We start from the raw sequence: 16,254 nt of genomic DNA on the forward strand, positions 1-16,254 counted from the left end.
CCGATGGACGACGTCACCTCTCGCGCGCTGGTCTCCGCCCCCGAAACTCGGTGTGGGCTGCAGCTCGATGCGCTCTCCGCCCCTTCTTGATGTCGGCGCGCTCGAAGCCATTCCCGCAGCGCGCGGCCTTTATTTGAGCAGACGGTTCTCCAGGGTCAGATCGGCGACGGCCTCCTTCAAGGCGCCGGCCTCCCGGCGGAGGTCCTTGACCTCGCCGGAGGTCGCAGCTCGTGCCGTGTCGCCGGCCAGGCGGCGCTTGCCGGCCTCGAGAAACTCCTTGGACCAGCCGTAATACATCGAGGCGGCAATGCCTTCTCGGCGACAAAGCTTGTGAGATGTTCTCCTCGCCGCGCGATCCTTCCAGCACGATGCGGATCTTCTCTTCCGCCGAATACGGCGGGTCTGGCGCCGAATGTCCTTTAGCACTTGGTCTGCCGACGCTTTGGCCGGTCCGGATTTCTGTTTCGTCTTCGCTCCTGGTGGCTACGATGAACCAGAAATCCTCCCTCCGCAAATTCCCCCTGTTTGTCTCACAGGCCCTGACGGCGAACACTTGGCGCTTTTTTCCCAGAGATGACGCCGGCAACGACTATGTGAAGGGCCTCAAAGACGGGCTCGGCGAAAAAGCATCGACCATTATCGTCAAGGAAAGTCACTTATGAAACCTCGAACCCGACGGTAGGTTCCGAGATCGTTACGCTGAAGGACTCCGGAGCGGATACGCTCTTCACCATGGCAACTTGGTGCCCAAGCGATCCGCAAGGTGACCAAGCTCGGCTGGAAGTCGCTCAACTTCATCGTAAGCGTATCGAGCTCGATCAAAGGCGTTCTCGAACCAGCCGGCCGCGATAACTCGGTTGGGCGACGATAAATCCGCCGCCCTGAGGGCCGAGCAAATGCTCCTTCGGCACGTCGACATTGTTGTAGCGCGTGTAAGCGGCCGGTTCCCTGTCGTGAGCCTAGGATGGTTCGATTCGCAGGACGCACAGGACGCGTGCTGAGGGCGAGAGGCTGATCAGTCAGGCCGACAAGTTGGGCTACGAATCCTGGAACGAGAGGCTGTGGCCCGAGGGGGCCGATCAACGTCCCCCACGATCGACCAGGCCATCAGCGGAGGCGATCCTTGGTTGGAATCGAATGCTCGCGCTACAAGACTGGGCGGGAGGTCGACTCGCCGCTCTCCGCCGCCACCTTTGTCCACGATCTGGCCGGTCTCCATCTTCGCAGTGGCCAGAGGCCGACATACCGGATACGTCTGTGTAGACTGTTCAAACGATCCATCATGACGCTTGCAGCGGGGCGGCCCATACGTTCACGCCCGGATGAATGTCTAAGCCATCTCGTCGCCGCAGGATACCGCGCAACTTGATCCGAATATGCTCCAGCTCATCCGCCCTAGATAAACCTGCCCTACCTGCTCACGACGTCAGCGCGATCCTGAGCATCCGCGCGAGATCGGCGCTGATGTAAGGCTTCGGCAAGAGCAGCACGCCGGGGTCGAGCCGGCCATGATGGACGAGCGCGTTCTCCGTATAACCGGAGGTATAGAGTACCTTGAGCGCGGGGCGCCGCTTGAGCGCTTCGGTCGCCAACTGACGGCCGTTCATCCCGCCCGAGAGCATCACGTCGGTGAACAGGAGATCAATGCGTTCGCCCCGGTCAATGATGGCCAGCGCCTCGGCGGCATCGCGGGCGGCCAGCGTGTGATAGCCGAAGCGGCTGATCTGCGTCACGACATATTCGCGGACCAGCACGTCGTCCTCGACCAGCAGGATAGATTCGTCGCCTCCTTCGCTTCCCGACACACCGGCATCAACGGCCGGTGCCTGCGGGGGCCCCGCGGCCTGCGGCAGATAGAGCTTCACAGACGTGCCGTAACCCTGTTCGCTACAAATCTTGATATGGCCATCCGACTGCTTGACGAAGCCGTAGACCATGCTCAAGCCTAGCCCGGATCCCTTCCCTACGTCCTTGGTCGTGAAGAATGGCTCAAACACCTTGTCGAGTATGTTGCCGGGCATTCCGACTCCCGTATCGCTCACGGCCAGCATGATATATTGACCCGGTCTGACCTCGGCATTGAGGCGCGCATAATTCTCGTCGAGCACAGCATTCCTGGTTTCCAACGTCAGCTTGCCGCCGGCGGGCATGGCGTCGCGCGCATTCAGGGCGAGGTTGAGGATCGCCGTCGAGAGCTGGCTGGGATCGATCAGGGCCGGTGCGAGATCGTGCGCCAGCATCGATTCGATTTCGATGTCTTCGCCCAGCGTTGGACGCAACAGACGCGCAGCATCGACCACCAGCTCGTTGACGTCGGTCGAGCGAGGCTGCAGTGGTTGCCGGCGGCTGAAGGCCAGCAAATGCTTGGTCAGGTCGGCTCCCCTTGCGGCTGCAGAGTTGATCAGATTGGCAATCTGGGCGAGATGTGGGCGATCTTTGACTGCGTCGCCGAGGATTTCGATTGTTCCGGTGATTACGGTCAGGATGTTGTTGAAGTCGTGCGCGACGCCGCCGGTGAGCTGGCCGATAGCCTCCATCTTCTGCGCTTGCCGGATCTGGGCCTCGTGGGCCTCGATCTCCTGAAAGCGCTTCACCATGGCCTCGGCCTTGCGGCGCTGCTTCGCCTCCTCCTCAAGCGCCGCATAGGCTTCAGTTAGTTGGATACGCGTCGGCAGTACCAGGATCCGCGGCAGCATCAGCAGCAGCGCCAGCGTGATTGCAAGCGAGACCGGCGCAAGCAAGACCTTGGTAACGGCTTCAATTTCGTAAGCCGGCGCCCACATTGTGAGGATCGAAAGCAGGCGGGCCAGTCCGCAGAGTGCGGCGAAGATAGCGAATGCCAAGAGCACGCCCCCGAACATCACTTGACGCCGCCGCCGCCACACGAAGAATGCAAGCACAAAGGCGGTCGTAAAGAAGGCACCAGCGACAAAAGCGTCGGAAACGACGTTCAGCCAGATCATCTCCGGCCGCCACAGAAGGCAAGCGCCATGGGGGACGAGCGTCGACATGTCCGGAAAAACTCCAGGAAAAAGCTCAAAAAAGGCGCAGTGGCGATCCGATCCGTCGATCAAATCATGATCGACGTGGTACGAATGGAAGGCAATCGCCGAGGTGATCGCCGCGACGTCAAGGTCGTGTGCTTCCCGATTAGATGATCCCAGGAATTTGTCTACCCTCCGGCATTCCTGGACATGTGAGCGGTCGTCGCGACCATAGGGAGCAACGCCTCCTCGGTCACTGAGCGCGTTCAAATCGGCGCTCGGCGAGAGCGGTCCTTTGCCGGCAACCTGCATCGCAGCACCCTCGGAACAAGCGGCGCACAGGAGCGGTACATCATAGAATACGCAATCGAGCGCGGTGTTGAACAGCCGGCAGGAGCGGCTGCTCGACCGGCCACATCGGCAGCTCAAAGGCCGCAAATGAGAGTCCGGAGACGGCTCGCTCAGCTCAGTCATTGCGGCTCCTTATGATTGTCGGATCGGGCTGACCACTTCAGTGATGCCCGTTGGCGACGCCACCTGCTCCGTCCGGGATCGCCACCCGAACGTTCAGCATCATTCCCCGATCCTCGCGATCCAGGATGTGACAGTGAAGGACGAAATCGCCCATGTACCGACGGTAACGCGATCGAGTGATGATTGTGTACCCGCCCTTGACGAACAAAGTGTCGCGCCATTCGCCCTTTAGGTTAGCATATTGTGGATCGTCCGGTTCGCCATCGACGCTCACGTTCATGTTTGAGGAATTGCGGATCGCTACGATTTGATTTGAAATGGATTGACGTGGATATGGAAGGGGTGCCCGGGCGCGCCAGCGGTCAGGGTCCACTCGTCTGCCGATCCCAGCGTCAGCATGCGAGGCGGCCCATTGGGATCGTACGGGACGCTGTTGACCTGGAATCCTCGTGCGCGGTAGCCGTCCTCCGACGCGCGTCAGGCCATCGCTTGCTATCGCAATCGCCGCTAATTGTCTCGGCGATCCGTTGCCGCAGTTTGCGTCAGAGAGTCCGCGACGACCTGTTGAACAATCTGGGGTGGTGGCGTCACGATCCGCCTTATCCGAGCGTCCTACTGTGCAGTGACAGGATCAGGCGAGGCGAGAACCGCAACGGCACCTGCGAGCAACGCGAGGGGCCCGACGGTGACACAGCGTCCAGCGACGACCGAGGATAAGAACAATGGTCTGCGACGCATATGCATTTTCCCTTTGAGCGATCCTATCCGGATTCGATCGCCGATCAGGTTTGCTTCACCGCGATGAAGGACGCGACGTATCCTGCGGGCCCGCCCTCATGCGGCTTCGCCCGGATGACCGTCCCGACCAGCGCCGGTACTTGGCCGACACCGTTGGGCCATTCATACGCAAGGTTGGCGCGGTAATCGTATTCCCAGCCGGTCTGTGTCGGTCTTCGGTCTGCCTGAGCCGACGATGGCGACGGAAAGAGGCACCGGGCCGTTGGCTGGCTGGATCGTGCCCTGCAGATCGAGACCCCCGCCTTGCCAATCGAGCGCGCCCTTCAGCGAAGTCCCGTTGATCTCGAACGTGAATACGGCCTCCGCGAAGATCAAGCGCAACGCTTTCTGCGAGTCGCCGTCTACGAGCGCGGGACGATTGTGAAAGCTTCGGTAGGTCCATTTTCCGGCCAGTACCGATACGCCGACCGCAGGCGGCGAAGCGGCTTGGACAAGCCCCGGCGTCGCGACCAAGAGTCCCGCCGCGCTCAACAACAATCTACGTCGATCCATCGAGCATCCTCCTCTTAACGGGAGCAGTAATCCGGTCCGGCTACAGGACCCCTCTACATTTCCGATATGCAGAGATGCGCCCTCTCCGTTGCCGCGTACGGTTGGTCCGAAGCGGCCGACCTCGTGATCCCGGCCACCTGCAATCCATCCATCAACGACGATCTCGACCGGCGTCCCGTCGACGTTAGCTCCTGAAACTGACGATGGTCTGTAACCGAGTATTCGGGGCAGCGCTTGCGAAGACACCCCGCCTCGCCGTGATGATCGCCGGTTTGTCGACCTTTGCGAGCAGTAGGTCCTTCTCCACAGAGCGCCCTGTCCCTGGCCGAATCGCGACAAGAAACGCGGGACCATGGACGACCCGGCGCGTCAAGCCGTCCGCCATGACGTTCTTCCGGGATGCATAACCGACACGGGATCACATGTTGACGAATGCGATCTCGACCGCGCCCGGCCGTATGGTGCCATCCGGCCCGTTGGGCTTGACGGGCACGGGAACGAACTGAAGGCCGATCTTGCCAGACGGAGGCGGCCCGTTGGCGCTGCATCGCGCTGGTCAGGTCGGGAGAACGGACGAGGGCAGCTGCCGCGCCCAAAACACCCGCCAGAACGAGGCGCCCGGTCGAGGTACCGGACTTCTTACCTTTCGAAACGGCGCTCATTTGATCTTCCCGCCAGCGTCCTTACAAGCTTGAACAGGCTTGGAGCGCGTGCAATCGGCCAGAGAAGTTCGCGCCAATCAACTACAAGAACTTGCAGGTGACGGAAGATCAACCATCAGCTTTGAGCGTCTTTAAACCACGTATCTGTAGATGACAGTGCGTAGTCACTGTGGACGTCGCGACAGCTATCCTTGTGCGCAAGTTGTGCTTGTCGCCGCCCCTGGATTCGCTCACCACGATATTCTGACATTGCCGAATGTCCTTCAGCGCTAGTTCTGCCGGTACTTTGCCCGGTCTGGATTTCTGCTTCATCTTCGCTCCTGCTGCTGCGATGAACCAGAACTCTTCCCTCCGCAAAACCTTCAATTTGTCTCACATGCTAACGGCGAACACGCACGAGAGGCTGCGAGAGGGCGCAGACAACCATCAGCCGAGTACCTTGGCCGGGCCGTCACCACCGGCGATGCGGAAAGAAAGCGCGGCCCAACCTTCCATTATCGCCTCGCGCCACAGTTCACGCTCCGCTACGGAGCATATTGTGCCTTTGTGGATAGCAGCCAAGAGAAGTCGGCGGACAACTGTCCGCCCGTCTTCTTGCTGCCGGTCTGCGGCGTGATAACGCCCGCGGAGAAGTGGCAGCCCATGCAGCTTTCCGTCGCCATGATCTGCGTCGTTATTCCGGGCTTTGCAGGTGAACCGTTGTTGAGCGGCGTTGTCCAGATCGGCGGATTGGGAGTATAGGCCGTGATAGCGCTCCCCGGTGGCAAAGAGGCGTAATCGGACGGGCAGTTCACGTTGTTTGGAACGTTTTCCTCCTGATTGCAGGCTGGCTGATTGCTGGACTGGAAGTACGTTTCCATCGTTATGTTCGTCAGGAATACCGGTGTCGGCTGGCCACCCGGCTTGTTGCTCACGGCCTGACTGAGGCCGCTATTCCAGGCCGAAGGCTTAGATGACGGATCGGTCGGCCATTGCGTGTCGACCAGCTCATAGTATTGCCAGACCGATCCCAGCTTTGCCAATACGGCCTGCGCCTCTCGGTTCAAGGCGACCTTGTCAGACGGTATCGAAATGGTTCGCGAAGCCTGGACGGGTATCCGCGGATAAAGCCTGGTCTTGGGATCCAGCTGCGGCTGAACATTGACGGTGCACAGCGGGCAGTCAGGATCAAAGAAGGATGGACGCAGGTTGGGATGCGCCACTCGGTCGACGTCGAGATTATCGATCTGCTCAAACGTTGCCCAGATCCATTGCGGCGAGGTTTCGCTTTTATGCCCGATATGCATGCCGACGAGTCCGACCTGAACCGTCTTCTTCACCGGCCTGCCGTCGTCGCCATTCGTGTCACGTTTCGCACCGTCATGGAGGCGCTGGCGCGCCGCGGACTTGTCGTCGCGGGCCGCTCGACGGACGTGGACCGACGGGTCACACGTTGCGGGACATTATGGACCGCACCGAGACACTCACCCGGCTGTGCGGTCGAGCGGGCCTATGTCGACAAGGGCTGCTGCTACCGCTTTCGGCGAAATCCTGGAATGAGTAGCGTTGCTCAACTGCGCTTTGTTATTTTTGGTTTAGGTCTGCTTCGGCCGCGTTGCGGAGGCGCACTTGCTCCGGCGGAATCTGACCGTGCTTCCAATGCGCTCACCGTCATTTCGATCTTCTTCAAGTAAGCCATCGTAGAACGTAGAATTGCAGTCTCAAGGATCATATAAAACGGAAATTTTAAATCGATAATCGGTCGCTTTTTTCCGTCGATCCACTCCACAAAGTCACCTGTATGCGACCTGCAACAGGGAACGCCCGACAGGTTGCCTGATTCAGCATCACGCGCACAACGCGAAGTCATCGCTAAGTTGTGAATATGGTTAAAGTTCCTAGGGATTGCCTCGAGCTTGCGCCTCGCTGAGGTATCCTGGTCCTTTCAAGCTGGGCTAACGTCTTGATAAGTGGCCGCTGGAATAATACTCCGGCGCCGTTGCACAATTGACCTGGTCGTACACGGTCGGCGTCTGCACCGGCAGATCAGCCGGCTTCGCTCCGGTCCTCGCCGGCGCCCGCCCTCAGTCAAATCGGCCGCCAAATGAACGCGCTGCTCAGCTTTACATTTCTGGATCTGAAATGCGGGTCAGCATCTTAACGCGCGGGCCCGCCCGTTCGAAGATCGGCTCCCAAAAGGCGTAGGCTTTCTCGGCGAAACTCGCGCTCACGGTGAACTTCGTGACCGCCCCTCGATATGCGGCCTGTCGCCCGCAGCCCTGTCCCTTGACAAGGTGCCAGATGAATTGAGCGACCTGGCGCGTGTACGTGCTTGGACGACCTCGGTGGTTGGGTACGATCTCAAGCCGCATGGTCCCGGTGTCGCGCGTCTCCGGTTCGGTGATGTTGGCGAGCCAGATGAAGACTGATGGATCAATGCTCGCGGCATAGCCGTCGCGCTTGAGCTGCTGATTGATCATAAAGAACGCGCTGGCGGCTTCTCTGAAGCATTCGCTCAGGATGAAGTTCGCCTCATTCTGCAGCTTGCCGCTCCGAAGATCGTCCAGCAATCTGACCGCCTCGTCAGTGAGCCGCCGCATGTATCGTGGTTCCGGCTGCCCTGCGCTGTCGGCTGATGGTTCCTTCTGCACAATCAATTCGACCGCATCCGCGCGGCACTCTGTTGCGGCTTTTTTAGGAACGGTCAAGAAAGCGTTTTCAAGAATGGGACCGACTTTTGACGCCGCTTCACCTTCCACCCGGGTCTCGGCGAGGTCCGTTGCACGGTCCAGCGCAATATCCAGTCCGGCTCTGATGCTTTCAGAAGCTCTGTCTTGATCGTCATTGGAAATCGCCACCATCATCTCGATGGCAGTGTCGGAATCCAGGAGTTCGTCCTCGCGCGGCGCCGCAAAGGGACTCGGAGCCGTCGCTTGCCTTGCAAAGATTGTTTGATCAGACGTATTCGCGCCGGTGTGCTCCCATTGCGGATTGGAAGCAGCAGTCCCGCCGGACAACACAAATATGCCATCGTCAACGGCTCGGCTCGCGGCCGCGGTAAGCTCCACGAGTGAGCGTCGCGCGCAGCGCGTCTGCCTAGTACGCCGCTTTTTCGTTTCTTGCGTGCGGCTCATGAGCTGATGCCCCCTCGACAAGCTTCTTTAAGATCCAGCACCACAGCTCACGAACCTCCTCCGAGGCTCTTCCCTCTTGGGAAAACTCGGTCACGCCTAATCCTGTCCCAAGAGCATCCTGATGGTCATTGCGCTGTCCGATACAGGGAAGCGCAAGCACCCCCAGCGAATTGAGCGACGTTGCGGCTTCACTCACGCGGCAGCCCCGCGGTGGCGTCTGATTGAGCACGAAAGCAAATCGGCGGTTGAGCCTACGGATGGCAATCAGCGTAGGTATCGCAGCTTCGATGTCTGCCAGACTCGGACGTACCGGGATTAGGCAAAGATCGGCACTCGCGATGGCACGCATAGCCAGGGCATTGTTCGTGGCCGCGGTATCGATGACCGTTAGCCAGATCCCCTCAGCTTCAAGGCTGACGAGCGCCCCTTCTATTCCGGCGGGATCGGCGACCCGAACGATCGTCGGATACGGATGGTCGCGCCGCTCTCTCCACTTTGAGGTCGTCCCTTGTGGATCCGCGTCGACAATCGCAACGCGCTCCCCGTTCGCCATCGCCGCGACTGCAATTCCGACCGCCAGCGTACTCTTGCCGCTTCCTCCTTTTTGGGTAACCAGAGCAAGGACATACATCGCCTGCGCGTCCCGGACAATAACGACATGAAACACACGAGGTGCGCGTACCATTTCCTATCGTGAATCGCATCAATGGCGAGTGCGGAACTCACAACCAAATCAAGGCGCACCCACCCACTAACTATCGTACCGCGCTAAACGTCGCCAAACGTCGGCCGGTCCAAACATTGGGCCACGCGGACACCCTACGCCAAGCCCGAAGGTTTAAGGATGCCAGCCAGTCCGCTGCAAGGCAGGATGACCTTTACTGTTCGCCGCTTTCGCGACGACGCATCGAGTCATAACCTGACCTTTCTCGCTACATGCCGTTTGTGAGGAAATGTGTTTGGCGGGCATACCGGAATCGTGAGTCCGCTGTTGCCATTTTTGGCGAATTCAGCGGGAGATCGTGACAGATAATGCTTCCTTCGTAAGAGCCGCACGGATGCCCGGGCGAGAAGCTCTGCGTTTGAGCCAAGTCCCCGTAATTCATGCTCCCAAACGACGCACTCCTGTGCGGAACGGCCGAGCTGGCGAAACCACGGTCGCCATCGCAATCGATATATAACAGTGCGACGCACGCCTCGTTCTGCAGCATTCGCTTGGCTGTGCGCGGCACTAAGCATCCCCAGCACGAAGCTGACAAGGAGGCTATTGAAGTGCAGCATCGAGTAAGACGGGTCTCCGTCGAGATCATATTGCCTGGCAAGGACTTTCGCGAATACGAAAGCGGTCGCCGGTGCCATCTCGCGGCCCTCGCAGACAAATCCCGGATACCAGGTTAAGAAGGTGGGCGCAGCCGCGCCGGATCGGGTATCGCCACGGTCTTAATGTTGGCTCCAGTTCCGATGTTTGGCAATCTCCGCCATGAAGATTGCGCCTAGTTCGTCGGCCGTTTTCTCTTGCTCATGGCTTTCCTCACTGCGTACGGTGCGCGTGCATTCGCGCGGCTGATCTCGTTCTCAGCAAGCGCCCTCTATCAAAGAGCGATGGGCGTCGCCGAAGTTTTGCAGCGCAATGTCTAGCGCATCATATGAGCCTTCGTCGCTATCGAGCACTTGCCTCGCCCGTTCGGCGAGGTCGATCGCTGCGCCGATAAAGTTCTTCAACCGAGTGTCGGCCATGCTACTGCTCTCCTACTTGCAGTGGATGGTCGGTCAGCAATTCCGCCGTTTGGCGTGTGGGCGCGTTTGGCGTTATCTGGCTCAGCAACCCACGTGCCAGACGATGAAAGAATGCGAGGGAGTAAAACGGTACACTCACACCGCGCCACCTAAGTGCTCGTGTAGCTTCCGGACACGCGCGTCATCAACCCGACACGGCTGAACGAGATGAGACACGCGACTAATGATGCCGAGGATGCAAGGTGATTGGATCAATCTCGCTATCGTGTAAAATGATCAGCTCACCTGGCCTCAAGCCCAGACTTTGCAACATTTCAGGTCCAAGCGGGAAGTTGAGCATTGCGGCGTTGGCGCCGCTGTCTTCTATAGTTAGCTGCACGGCTTCGATCTGGTCAGCGACTACCGCGTAGGTTACTTGCCGGCACTCTTCATCGTCGTCGCCGTCTTTCTTGATGGCGACGGTCACTATCCAACCACGCATCTTGCTGCGCCTCGGGAAGCATACCCACGAGCTGTCGAGCCCTGCAATTCCGCAGCCAGTGGACGCGCAGGCCGTGAATCGGGCCGGGTGCCGGAGTGTGGCATTCCTGGAACCCTCTCCCTCCACACCGCACGTTGGGCTAGGCTCACAACCTCAAGAAGAGCAGTCAATCGACGAGCCAAAAGAGGATCAGCGTTATACCGCGGCCCTCGATGCTGATGCGCCTGCGACGCATGAGGAGTGGCGCGGGGCTCGGCTCCAGCGGCTGCGCGCGCATGAGCCATCCGTGCGGGCCGCCGCCGATATCTCGAAGTCAGCACCCATAGCATGGCAGCTGAGCGCGGTATGCCGCCTCTCGGATGTTGCACTATAGCTCAGTCGAACCCGGGCAATTGGCGTGCCAATCGGTCTGGTCTCGATAGCTGCGTAAGGGTACATGCAGGTAGGTTGTCGCTCCTGGATGCCGCCGTTTAAGGTGGCTCCGTGTTTCTGATATTCAAACGGAGGACTTGTGAGCGAAGATCTTTACGGCGGAGCGCTTGAAGAGAGTCCACCAGATCCCGCGATGCGAAGAATTACGTAGAATTGTTCGCGCTATTGAAGGAACAGCAAGAGATCGCCGTGCGCGGCACCCGCCAATCAGCCGCTGATTGTTGGGTACGGGACCAAAAAGTTCAATTGTACTCACTGCGCGTGAACGCTCGTTCCTTCTGGAGCCTCACCTGCTGCCCGTCGGGCCACGGGATCCGGACATACCGCGTGCAAACCGCTTAAACCACCTGATCAAGACTCTCATCCATCGATGGGGCCTCAAAACGACGAACGGATTTAACGGCTGAGAACCGTCGGCCTAAAATTGCAACCTGATCAGGCATCTAAGCCGGCTGGTGCGGAGACCCTATTGCCATGAAGATGACCGATGGAGAGAAGCTGATCGTCCTTATGCTGGCGGATATCTCGAAGCGCCTGCCAGGCGAACCCGAGGTCGATCCCGATTTCGTCGCGGAGACGATCTACGCCGATCAATTGTGGGGCTTCGATTGGCACTTCAGCGGCATTCCCGTTGAGCGATCGGAGGAGCCCAATCCAGTCGTCAAGGAAACGGTCAATATCCTGGAAATGTTCAGCTCGACCATGTACCAGTTTCAGCAGCTTGAGAACTCGGAGCAGAAGCGGGTGCGTGACGATATTGGATACGCCGCTCATGGACTCGACATCTTTCCGGGCTTTGATGGCAACCATGATCCTCATTACAGAGTTGCGAACTACCTCGTCCAGGATCTGCATCGCTTCAAGGATGTTCCGGGCGCCACGAACAACTCGCATACGCAGACATCCCTCCCGCAATATCGCAAGATGCTGCTGGTCTATCTGCCGATGCGCACAAAGCTCGGCACGGGACGATTTTCGAAAGAGGATATCATTGCCATCTTCAAAGGTGGCTAAAGCGCGCGTCCAGGGCTGTGCTGGAGGTCGTCGGAGCCGAATCGGCCCCTGTCGGCTTGGCGCGATTCCCGGAGAATCGAAGTCCGCTTGCGAAATGCTCTTGCCGTAGAGCAATGAGTATTGCTCCCCCACCAAGCGGCAGACTTGGAGCGTCATTGGACGCATGTTGCCGTCCAAGAGGATGCGCACCCTTGTCTCGGTCGGACCAAGACCAAGGATTACGTAGCGCCGCCTTTTCAACTTTGAACCGGTGCACCACGAGCACGCCTCTTCGAACCAGTCGGGGATTGCCTGCAAGAGCGTCGTCGACCGCTTCACGGCCTACATCTCTGTGAAATTGCTCCCCATCGGGATCTACGATTGCGTTTGCTTCGTCGGGCGACCTGGTCCGCCGAAGCTCCTTGAGCGCCTTGTCGACATGAGCATCCGCGATCACGCCACATCTACATGCGATTGCTGCCAAGCGTCCGGCACTGGCCGTTCTCCATCAGATGCCAACGATCAACGACCTGTACCGCGTGCGGCGGCGCCGTTGCCGTGGCTTCGCCATCTCCGCCACCACGATCGCCGGCGACAATCGCGATCGGGGAACAAGCAGATAGCCACGCTTGGGCAGTCTCTGGTTTACGATCCGGCATGATGCGGTCGAGCCGGCGCCGGCTAGTGATGGTCCTACAAATTTCAGAGCCATCGGACATGCATGCCCTCGACCCACCAGTTCCGATAGCTAGAGCTGCGCCCCATAGAGGCTCATGATAGCGGCGACCGACCATAGATGGGTGGCCACTGCTTCTGGATGGCATTCGCCGCACTGTGCGACGACACGGTGCCCACACTTTCTCCTGACCGAGGTTTCCGAGTGGCTGCCAGTCCCACCTTTGCGTCGTTCAAACAACACGACAATAGGCGTCCAAGAATGCCTACCGTCATGGAGCGTGCATCCGGCGGCGGTGAATAATAGCGTTGAGCGTGCGACGATGATGGACAAACTGAACGTGTTTGATGGAGGGTCGCCGTGTCGGCTCCAGACATTCGCCTCCGAAATAGAACCATCATTTAACGTTCGAGATTTCACCGCAGCCGCTCATTGGGCTATCGAACGGCTTGCTGACGTGCTGTCACGTGATGACGTCGAAGGCTTGCGCCTTCAAAGACCAGTAGATCTGATGGCCAGTGCCCGCAACCTCATGACGGCGGCTGATTTGGGGCGCTTCGATGTACGCCGCTTCGCCGACATCGTCGAGCTTTACCTGGAAACCGGCATCAAGGTGAACTCCCGCGGGTATATGGGACGGCAGTTCAGTTCGGTGATGCCGGTCACCGCCGTCTTCGAAATGGTTGCCGCCATGGCACCGCAGCCAGCTTCCTATTACGAGGCGGGGCAGCTCGCCAACGTTGCGGACCGGCTTATCGAAGAGGTGTTCGGCCGTTTCATTGGGTGGGCACCGGGTAGTTTCGAAATGGTGACGACGTCCGGGGCCTCGCTTGCGAACATGACCGCTGCGCTCGTCGCCCGCAACCGTTACCTTTCGGGAAGCTGGAACGGCGGACTTGCGGCCGGCCGATCAACCCGGCCTGCCATTGCCATTGGCCAGGACGCCCATTTCTCCGTCTCCCGCATTGCCGGCATCATTGGTATCGGCCAAAATCAAGTGATACGCCTGCCTCTGAACGACCGTCGGCAGATCTGCCCGGAACGGGCGGCAGCGACTTTGGACGAGGCGGCGACCCAGGGGCTGGATATTTTCTGCCTGATCGCCTCGGCAGGAACGACCGCGATCGGTGCTAATGATCCGTTACCTGACCTTGCGGCGTTGGCAAAGCGGCGCGGCGCTTGGCTGCATGTCGATGCGGCTCACAACGGCGCTTTTCTGGTTTCCGACCGGCTGCGGCCTCGCCTTGCGGGACTGGAGCTTGCCGATTCGTTTTGCCTGGACGCCCATAAGGCTCTGTTCGTCCCGGCCCTTTGCACATTGCTGTTCTACCGCGAGAAGGGTTTGGCGGAGACCGCGTTTCCCCAGAAGGACAGCTACGTATTTGACCCGTTGGAAGATGAAATGACGGCCGTGCAGAGCGGCGTGAAGAACTTCGAATGTACGAAGCGCCCCGCGATTCTGAACCTTTGGCTGGCTTGGTCGCTGTATGGTCCCCGCGCCTTCGCGGATAAGTTGGAGCGCCTGGTAATGATGACTGAGGCCGCCCACCAATACTTGGCCGATCAGCCGGACTTCATCGTCCCGTATCGGCCGGAATCCAATATTCTCTGCTTCGTCCATCGGCCGCTTGGCGTGTGCGGCAATCGGTTATCGAGCCTGCAACTGGAGTTGCGCAACCGCGTGCGGGCGGCTGGGCGTTACCTCTTGTCCAAGGTCGATATGGATGGACGGACAATGCTCCGCATGGTCCTCATGAATCATCGGATCGGCCTGTCCGACATCGCAGGCATGGTGGGAGAGATCCGACGCCATGCGCGCGAGATTCTTGCAAACAACGCTACACACGGCGAGCAGAACCGGCCTCAGGAATGACTATGCGCCACTTCGCCTTTTCACCCCGTGACTGCGCTCAGCACGTACTGCCGGAAACGATCTTGCATCCGTGCACCGTGGATGACGTGCTGGCTCTACCTTCTTTTCTAACCTCGCTCGTGCACGCGCAGACTGTCATCGGTTGCCGGATTGACGAATTGTCTCATGACATCCAGGCTGCCATCGTCGAGCGCAGGCTATCGCAACTCGTCTCCATCGCCCGCATCAATCCGCTGTGGCGTCGGCGCATCGATAGTGCCGTCGGGACCGGTCCGGTGGACAATTACGAGCAGTTCAAGACGCTGCCGCTTACTGATAAGGAAGCCTTTCAGCAAATGTTCACGGAAACGCGGCCAGGCATGGTCGTGCCCATCGACCGCTGCGGCTTCGAAATCGTGGCCAGCGGCGGTACCAGCTCCGGCAAGCCCTCAGAAACCGTCTATTCGCTCGACGAGCTGCAGGAGACCTACCGCTGGGCAGGGGATTTCATGGGCCGACACATTATGGCGCGCCACCTTAGTGGCCGCGGCGCCAAATGGGTGGCCACGACATTAGCCGATTATCAGATGTGGAGCAGCGGCACCATGGTGGGTGGCGTGCTCCAGAAGATCCCAAGGGTCAACTACATCGGCGCCGGTCCGATGAGCCGGGAAGTCTTCCAGCGGATGATGTCCTATCCGGGGCCGAAGGCGATAATGGGGATTACACGAAGCATTGCGCTATTGGCGAGTTTTGCCGACGGGCTAACTCGCGAGGCGAGGGATAGCTTCCGGATCGCTCTTTATGGCAGTGGAGTGCTCACTCCCAAGGTGCGGGCGGATCTCAGGCAGGCCTATCCAAGCCTGATCGTACTCAGTTACTTCGCCGCCACCCAGGCGGAAACCATCGGCCTGCAGCTAGATCCGGAAAGCCCCGTCCTGACTGCGGTACCTGGTCTCCACTTGGTGGAAGTGGTCAGGCCGGACGGGCAATGGACGGAAATAGGCGAGGAAGGTGAACTGGTAGTCACGCGCCTGTTCGGTAATGCGACCCCCGTGCTGCGCTACAAAATAGGCGATCGAGTCATCCGCCGCCCTGACTTGCAGTCGCCCGGCCTGAATGCCGTGCAATTTGAGTATGTCGGCCGCAGCGGCGATTTCATGCATATTGGCGACACGCAGTATTCGGCGCCGCAGGCCTTGGCGGCGATCACCGCCGAATTCCGCCAGCGACAGGTTCTGGACATCGATAGCGTCGCTACCGACGCGCAGTTCCAGATCGATCGCGCGAAGCGGCAGCTGCACTTGGTGATCGGCACTCCGGAAGCCGCATCCCTTCCGACGCAGGTCGCCATGCGGCTGGGACCGCAAGGCTCCTCGCCCTTGATCATCGCCGGCTTGCTCCGATCGCTGTCCGTCTTCGACGCGCTGGAGGCGAACGAGACGAGTCTGCGGAGTTCGGGATACAGCTTTGCCATTCGGCTTGTAGATCCAAGGAACGCGGATTTGGTCCGCACGGCATTTGACAAGGTGCCCCTCGTTGTAGACCGCATTTGATACT

The 16,254-nt window shown here is 59.4% G+C and carries 13 protein-coding genes and 2 pseudogenes; 4 read left to right on the forward strand and 11 right to left on the reverse strand.

The window, feature by feature from the left end; translation table 11 throughout:
• Positions 1-132: 132 nt before the first annotated feature.
• Positions 133-426, reverse strand: a pseudogene (locus QA639_RS33535) (transposase); the annotation flags it as partial.
• A 62-nt stretch (positions 427-488) separates the two neighbouring features.
• Here QA639_RS33535 and QA639_RS33540 point away from each other — a divergent pair.
• Complete coding sequence (locus QA639_RS33540) at positions 489-662, forward strand: hypothetical protein (RefSeq protein WP_244486498.1); 174 nt, start codon at positions 489-491, stop codon at positions 660-662.
• Between the two features lie 756 nt (positions 663-1,418).
• On the opposite strand, the gene QA639_RS33550 is transcribed toward QA639_RS33540, so the two are convergent.
• The 9 genes from QA639_RS33550 to QA639_RS33590 form a co-directional block, all read right to left on the reverse strand.
• Positions 1,419-3,011: an ATP-binding protein gene (locus tag QA639_RS33550; protein WP_283090656.1), complete on the reverse strand. Its 1,593-nt coding sequence runs from the start codon at positions 3,009-3,011 to the stop codon at positions 1,419-1,421.
• A gap of 484 nt (positions 3,012-3,495) precedes the next feature.
• A complete protein-coding gene (locus QA639_RS33555) occupies positions 3,496-3,738 on the reverse strand; it encodes a multicopper oxidase domain-containing protein (RefSeq protein ID WP_283088171.1) in 243 nt (80 codons plus the stop codon).
• Between the two features lie 20 nt (positions 3,739-3,758).
• Positions 3,759-3,857 (reverse strand): cupredoxin domain-containing protein, encoded by a 99-nt coding sequence (locus QA639_RS33560; protein WP_283088172.1) that lies wholly within the window; start codon positions 3,855-3,857, stop codon positions 3,759-3,761.
• 501 nt (positions 3,858-4,358) lie between these two features.
• The gene (locus tag QA639_RS33565; protein ID WP_283088173.1) at positions 4,359-4,748 is read right to left on the reverse strand and encodes a hypothetical protein; all 390 of its coding nucleotides are present in this window, start codon (positions 4,746-4,748) and stop codon (positions 4,359-4,361) included.
• Between the two features lie 1,186 nt (positions 4,749-5,934).
• Positions 5,935-6,729 (reverse strand): hypothetical protein, encoded by a 795-nt coding sequence (locus QA639_RS33570; RefSeq protein WP_283088174.1) that lies wholly within the window; start codon positions 6,727-6,729, stop codon positions 5,935-5,937.
• Positions 6,730-7,512: 783 nt separating this feature from the next.
• A complete protein-coding gene (locus QA639_RS33575; protein WP_283088175.1) occupies positions 7,513-8,523 on the reverse strand; it encodes a hypothetical protein in 1,011 nt (336 codons plus the stop codon).
• On the reverse strand, positions 8,486-9,208 hold the full coding sequence (locus QA639_RS33580; RefSeq protein ID WP_283088176.1) for a ParA family protein: 723 nt from the start codon (positions 9,206-9,208) through the stop codon (positions 8,486-8,488). Before QA639_RS33580 ends, QA639_RS33575 begins: the two co-directional genes overlap by 38 nt.
• Positions 9,209-10,098: 890 nt before the next feature.
• Complete coding sequence (locus QA639_RS33585; RefSeq protein WP_157349000.1) at positions 10,099-10,260, reverse strand: hypothetical protein; 162 nt, start codon at positions 10,258-10,260, stop codon at positions 10,099-10,101.
• Between the two features lie 220 nt (positions 10,261-10,480).
• A complete protein-coding gene (locus QA639_RS33590) occupies positions 10,481-10,726 on the reverse strand; it encodes a hypothetical protein (protein ID WP_283088178.1) in 246 nt (81 codons plus the stop codon).
• 921 nt (positions 10,727-11,647) lie between these two features.
• Between QA639_RS33590 and QA639_RS33595 the strand changes: the two genes are divergently transcribed.
• Entirely contained in the window at positions 11,648-12,187 is a 540-nt protein-coding gene (locus QA639_RS33595; RefSeq protein ID WP_283088179.1) for a YfbU family protein, read from the forward strand.
• A 479-nt stretch (positions 12,188-12,666) separates the two neighbouring features.
• Here QA639_RS33595 and QA639_RS33600 read toward each other — a convergent pair.
• Positions 12,667-12,846, reverse strand: a pseudogene (locus QA639_RS33600) (ISL3 family transposase); the annotation flags it as partial.
• Positions 12,847-13,164: 318 nt separating this feature from the next.
• On the opposite strand from QA639_RS33600, the gene QA639_RS33605 reads away from it, so the two are divergent.
• Together QA639_RS33605 and QA639_RS33610 are read left to right on the forward strand one after the other, a co-directional pair.
• Positions 13,165-14,715 (forward strand): pyridoxal phosphate-dependent decarboxylase family protein, encoded by a 1,551-nt coding sequence (locus tag QA639_RS33605; RefSeq protein ID WP_283088180.1) that lies wholly within the window; start codon positions 13,165-13,167, stop codon positions 14,713-14,715.
• A 2-nt stretch (positions 14,716-14,717) separates the two neighbouring features.
• Complete coding sequence (locus QA639_RS33610) at positions 14,718-16,250, forward strand: phenylacetate--CoA ligase family protein (RefSeq protein ID WP_157348923.1); 1,533 nt, start codon at positions 14,718-14,720, stop codon at positions 16,248-16,250.
• Positions 16,251-16,254 lie beyond the last annotated feature (4 nt).

Origin of the sequence: Bradyrhizobium pachyrhizi (assembly GCF_029714545.1) — a bacterium.
Lineage (GTDB): Bacteria > Pseudomonadota > Alphaproteobacteria > Rhizobiales > Xanthobacteraceae > Bradyrhizobium > Bradyrhizobium pachyrhizi.

Excerpts from the sequence above, each read along its gene's own strand:
- QA639_RS33540 (WP_244486498.1), top strand. The coding sequence starts at position 489 with ATGAACCAGAAATCCTCCCTCCGCAAATTCCCCCTGTTTGTCTCACAG.
- QA639_RS33550 (WP_283090656.1), bottom strand. The coding sequence starts at position 3,011 with ATGTCGACGCTCGTCCCCCATGGCGCTTGCCTTCTGTGGCGGCCGGAG.
- QA639_RS33555 (WP_283088171.1), bottom strand. The coding sequence starts at position 3,738 with ATGAACGTGAGCGTCGATGGCGAACCGGACGATCCACAATATGCTAAC.
- QA639_RS33560 (WP_283088172.1), bottom strand. The coding sequence starts at position 3,857 with ATGCTGACGCTGGGATCGGCAGACGAGTGGACCCTGACCGCTGGCGCG.
- QA639_RS33565 (WP_283088173.1), bottom strand. The coding sequence starts at position 4,748 with ATGGATCGACGTAGATTGTTGTTGAGCGCGGCGGGACTCTTGGTCGCG.
- QA639_RS33575 (WP_283088175.1), bottom strand. The coding sequence starts at position 8,523 with ATGAGCCGCACGCAAGAAACGAAAAAGCGGCGTACTAGGCAGACGCGC.
- QA639_RS33580 (WP_283088176.1), bottom strand. The coding sequence starts at position 9,208 with ATGGTACGCGCACCTCGTGTGTTTCATGTCGTTATTGTCCGGGACGCG.
- QA639_RS33585 (WP_157349000.1), bottom strand. The coding sequence starts at position 10,260 with ATGGCCGACACTCGGTTGAAGAACTTTATCGGCGCAGCGATCGACCTC.
- QA639_RS33595 (WP_283088179.1), top strand. The coding sequence starts at position 11,648 with ATGAAGATGACCGATGGAGAGAAGCTGATCGTCCTTATGCTGGCGGAT.
- QA639_RS33605 (WP_283088180.1), top strand. The coding sequence starts at position 13,165 with ATGATGGACAAACTGAACGTGTTTGATGGAGGGTCGCCGTGTCGGCTC.
- QA639_RS33610 (WP_157348923.1), top strand. The coding sequence starts at position 14,718 with ATGCGCCACTTCGCCTTTTCACCCCGTGACTGCGCTCAGCACGTACTG.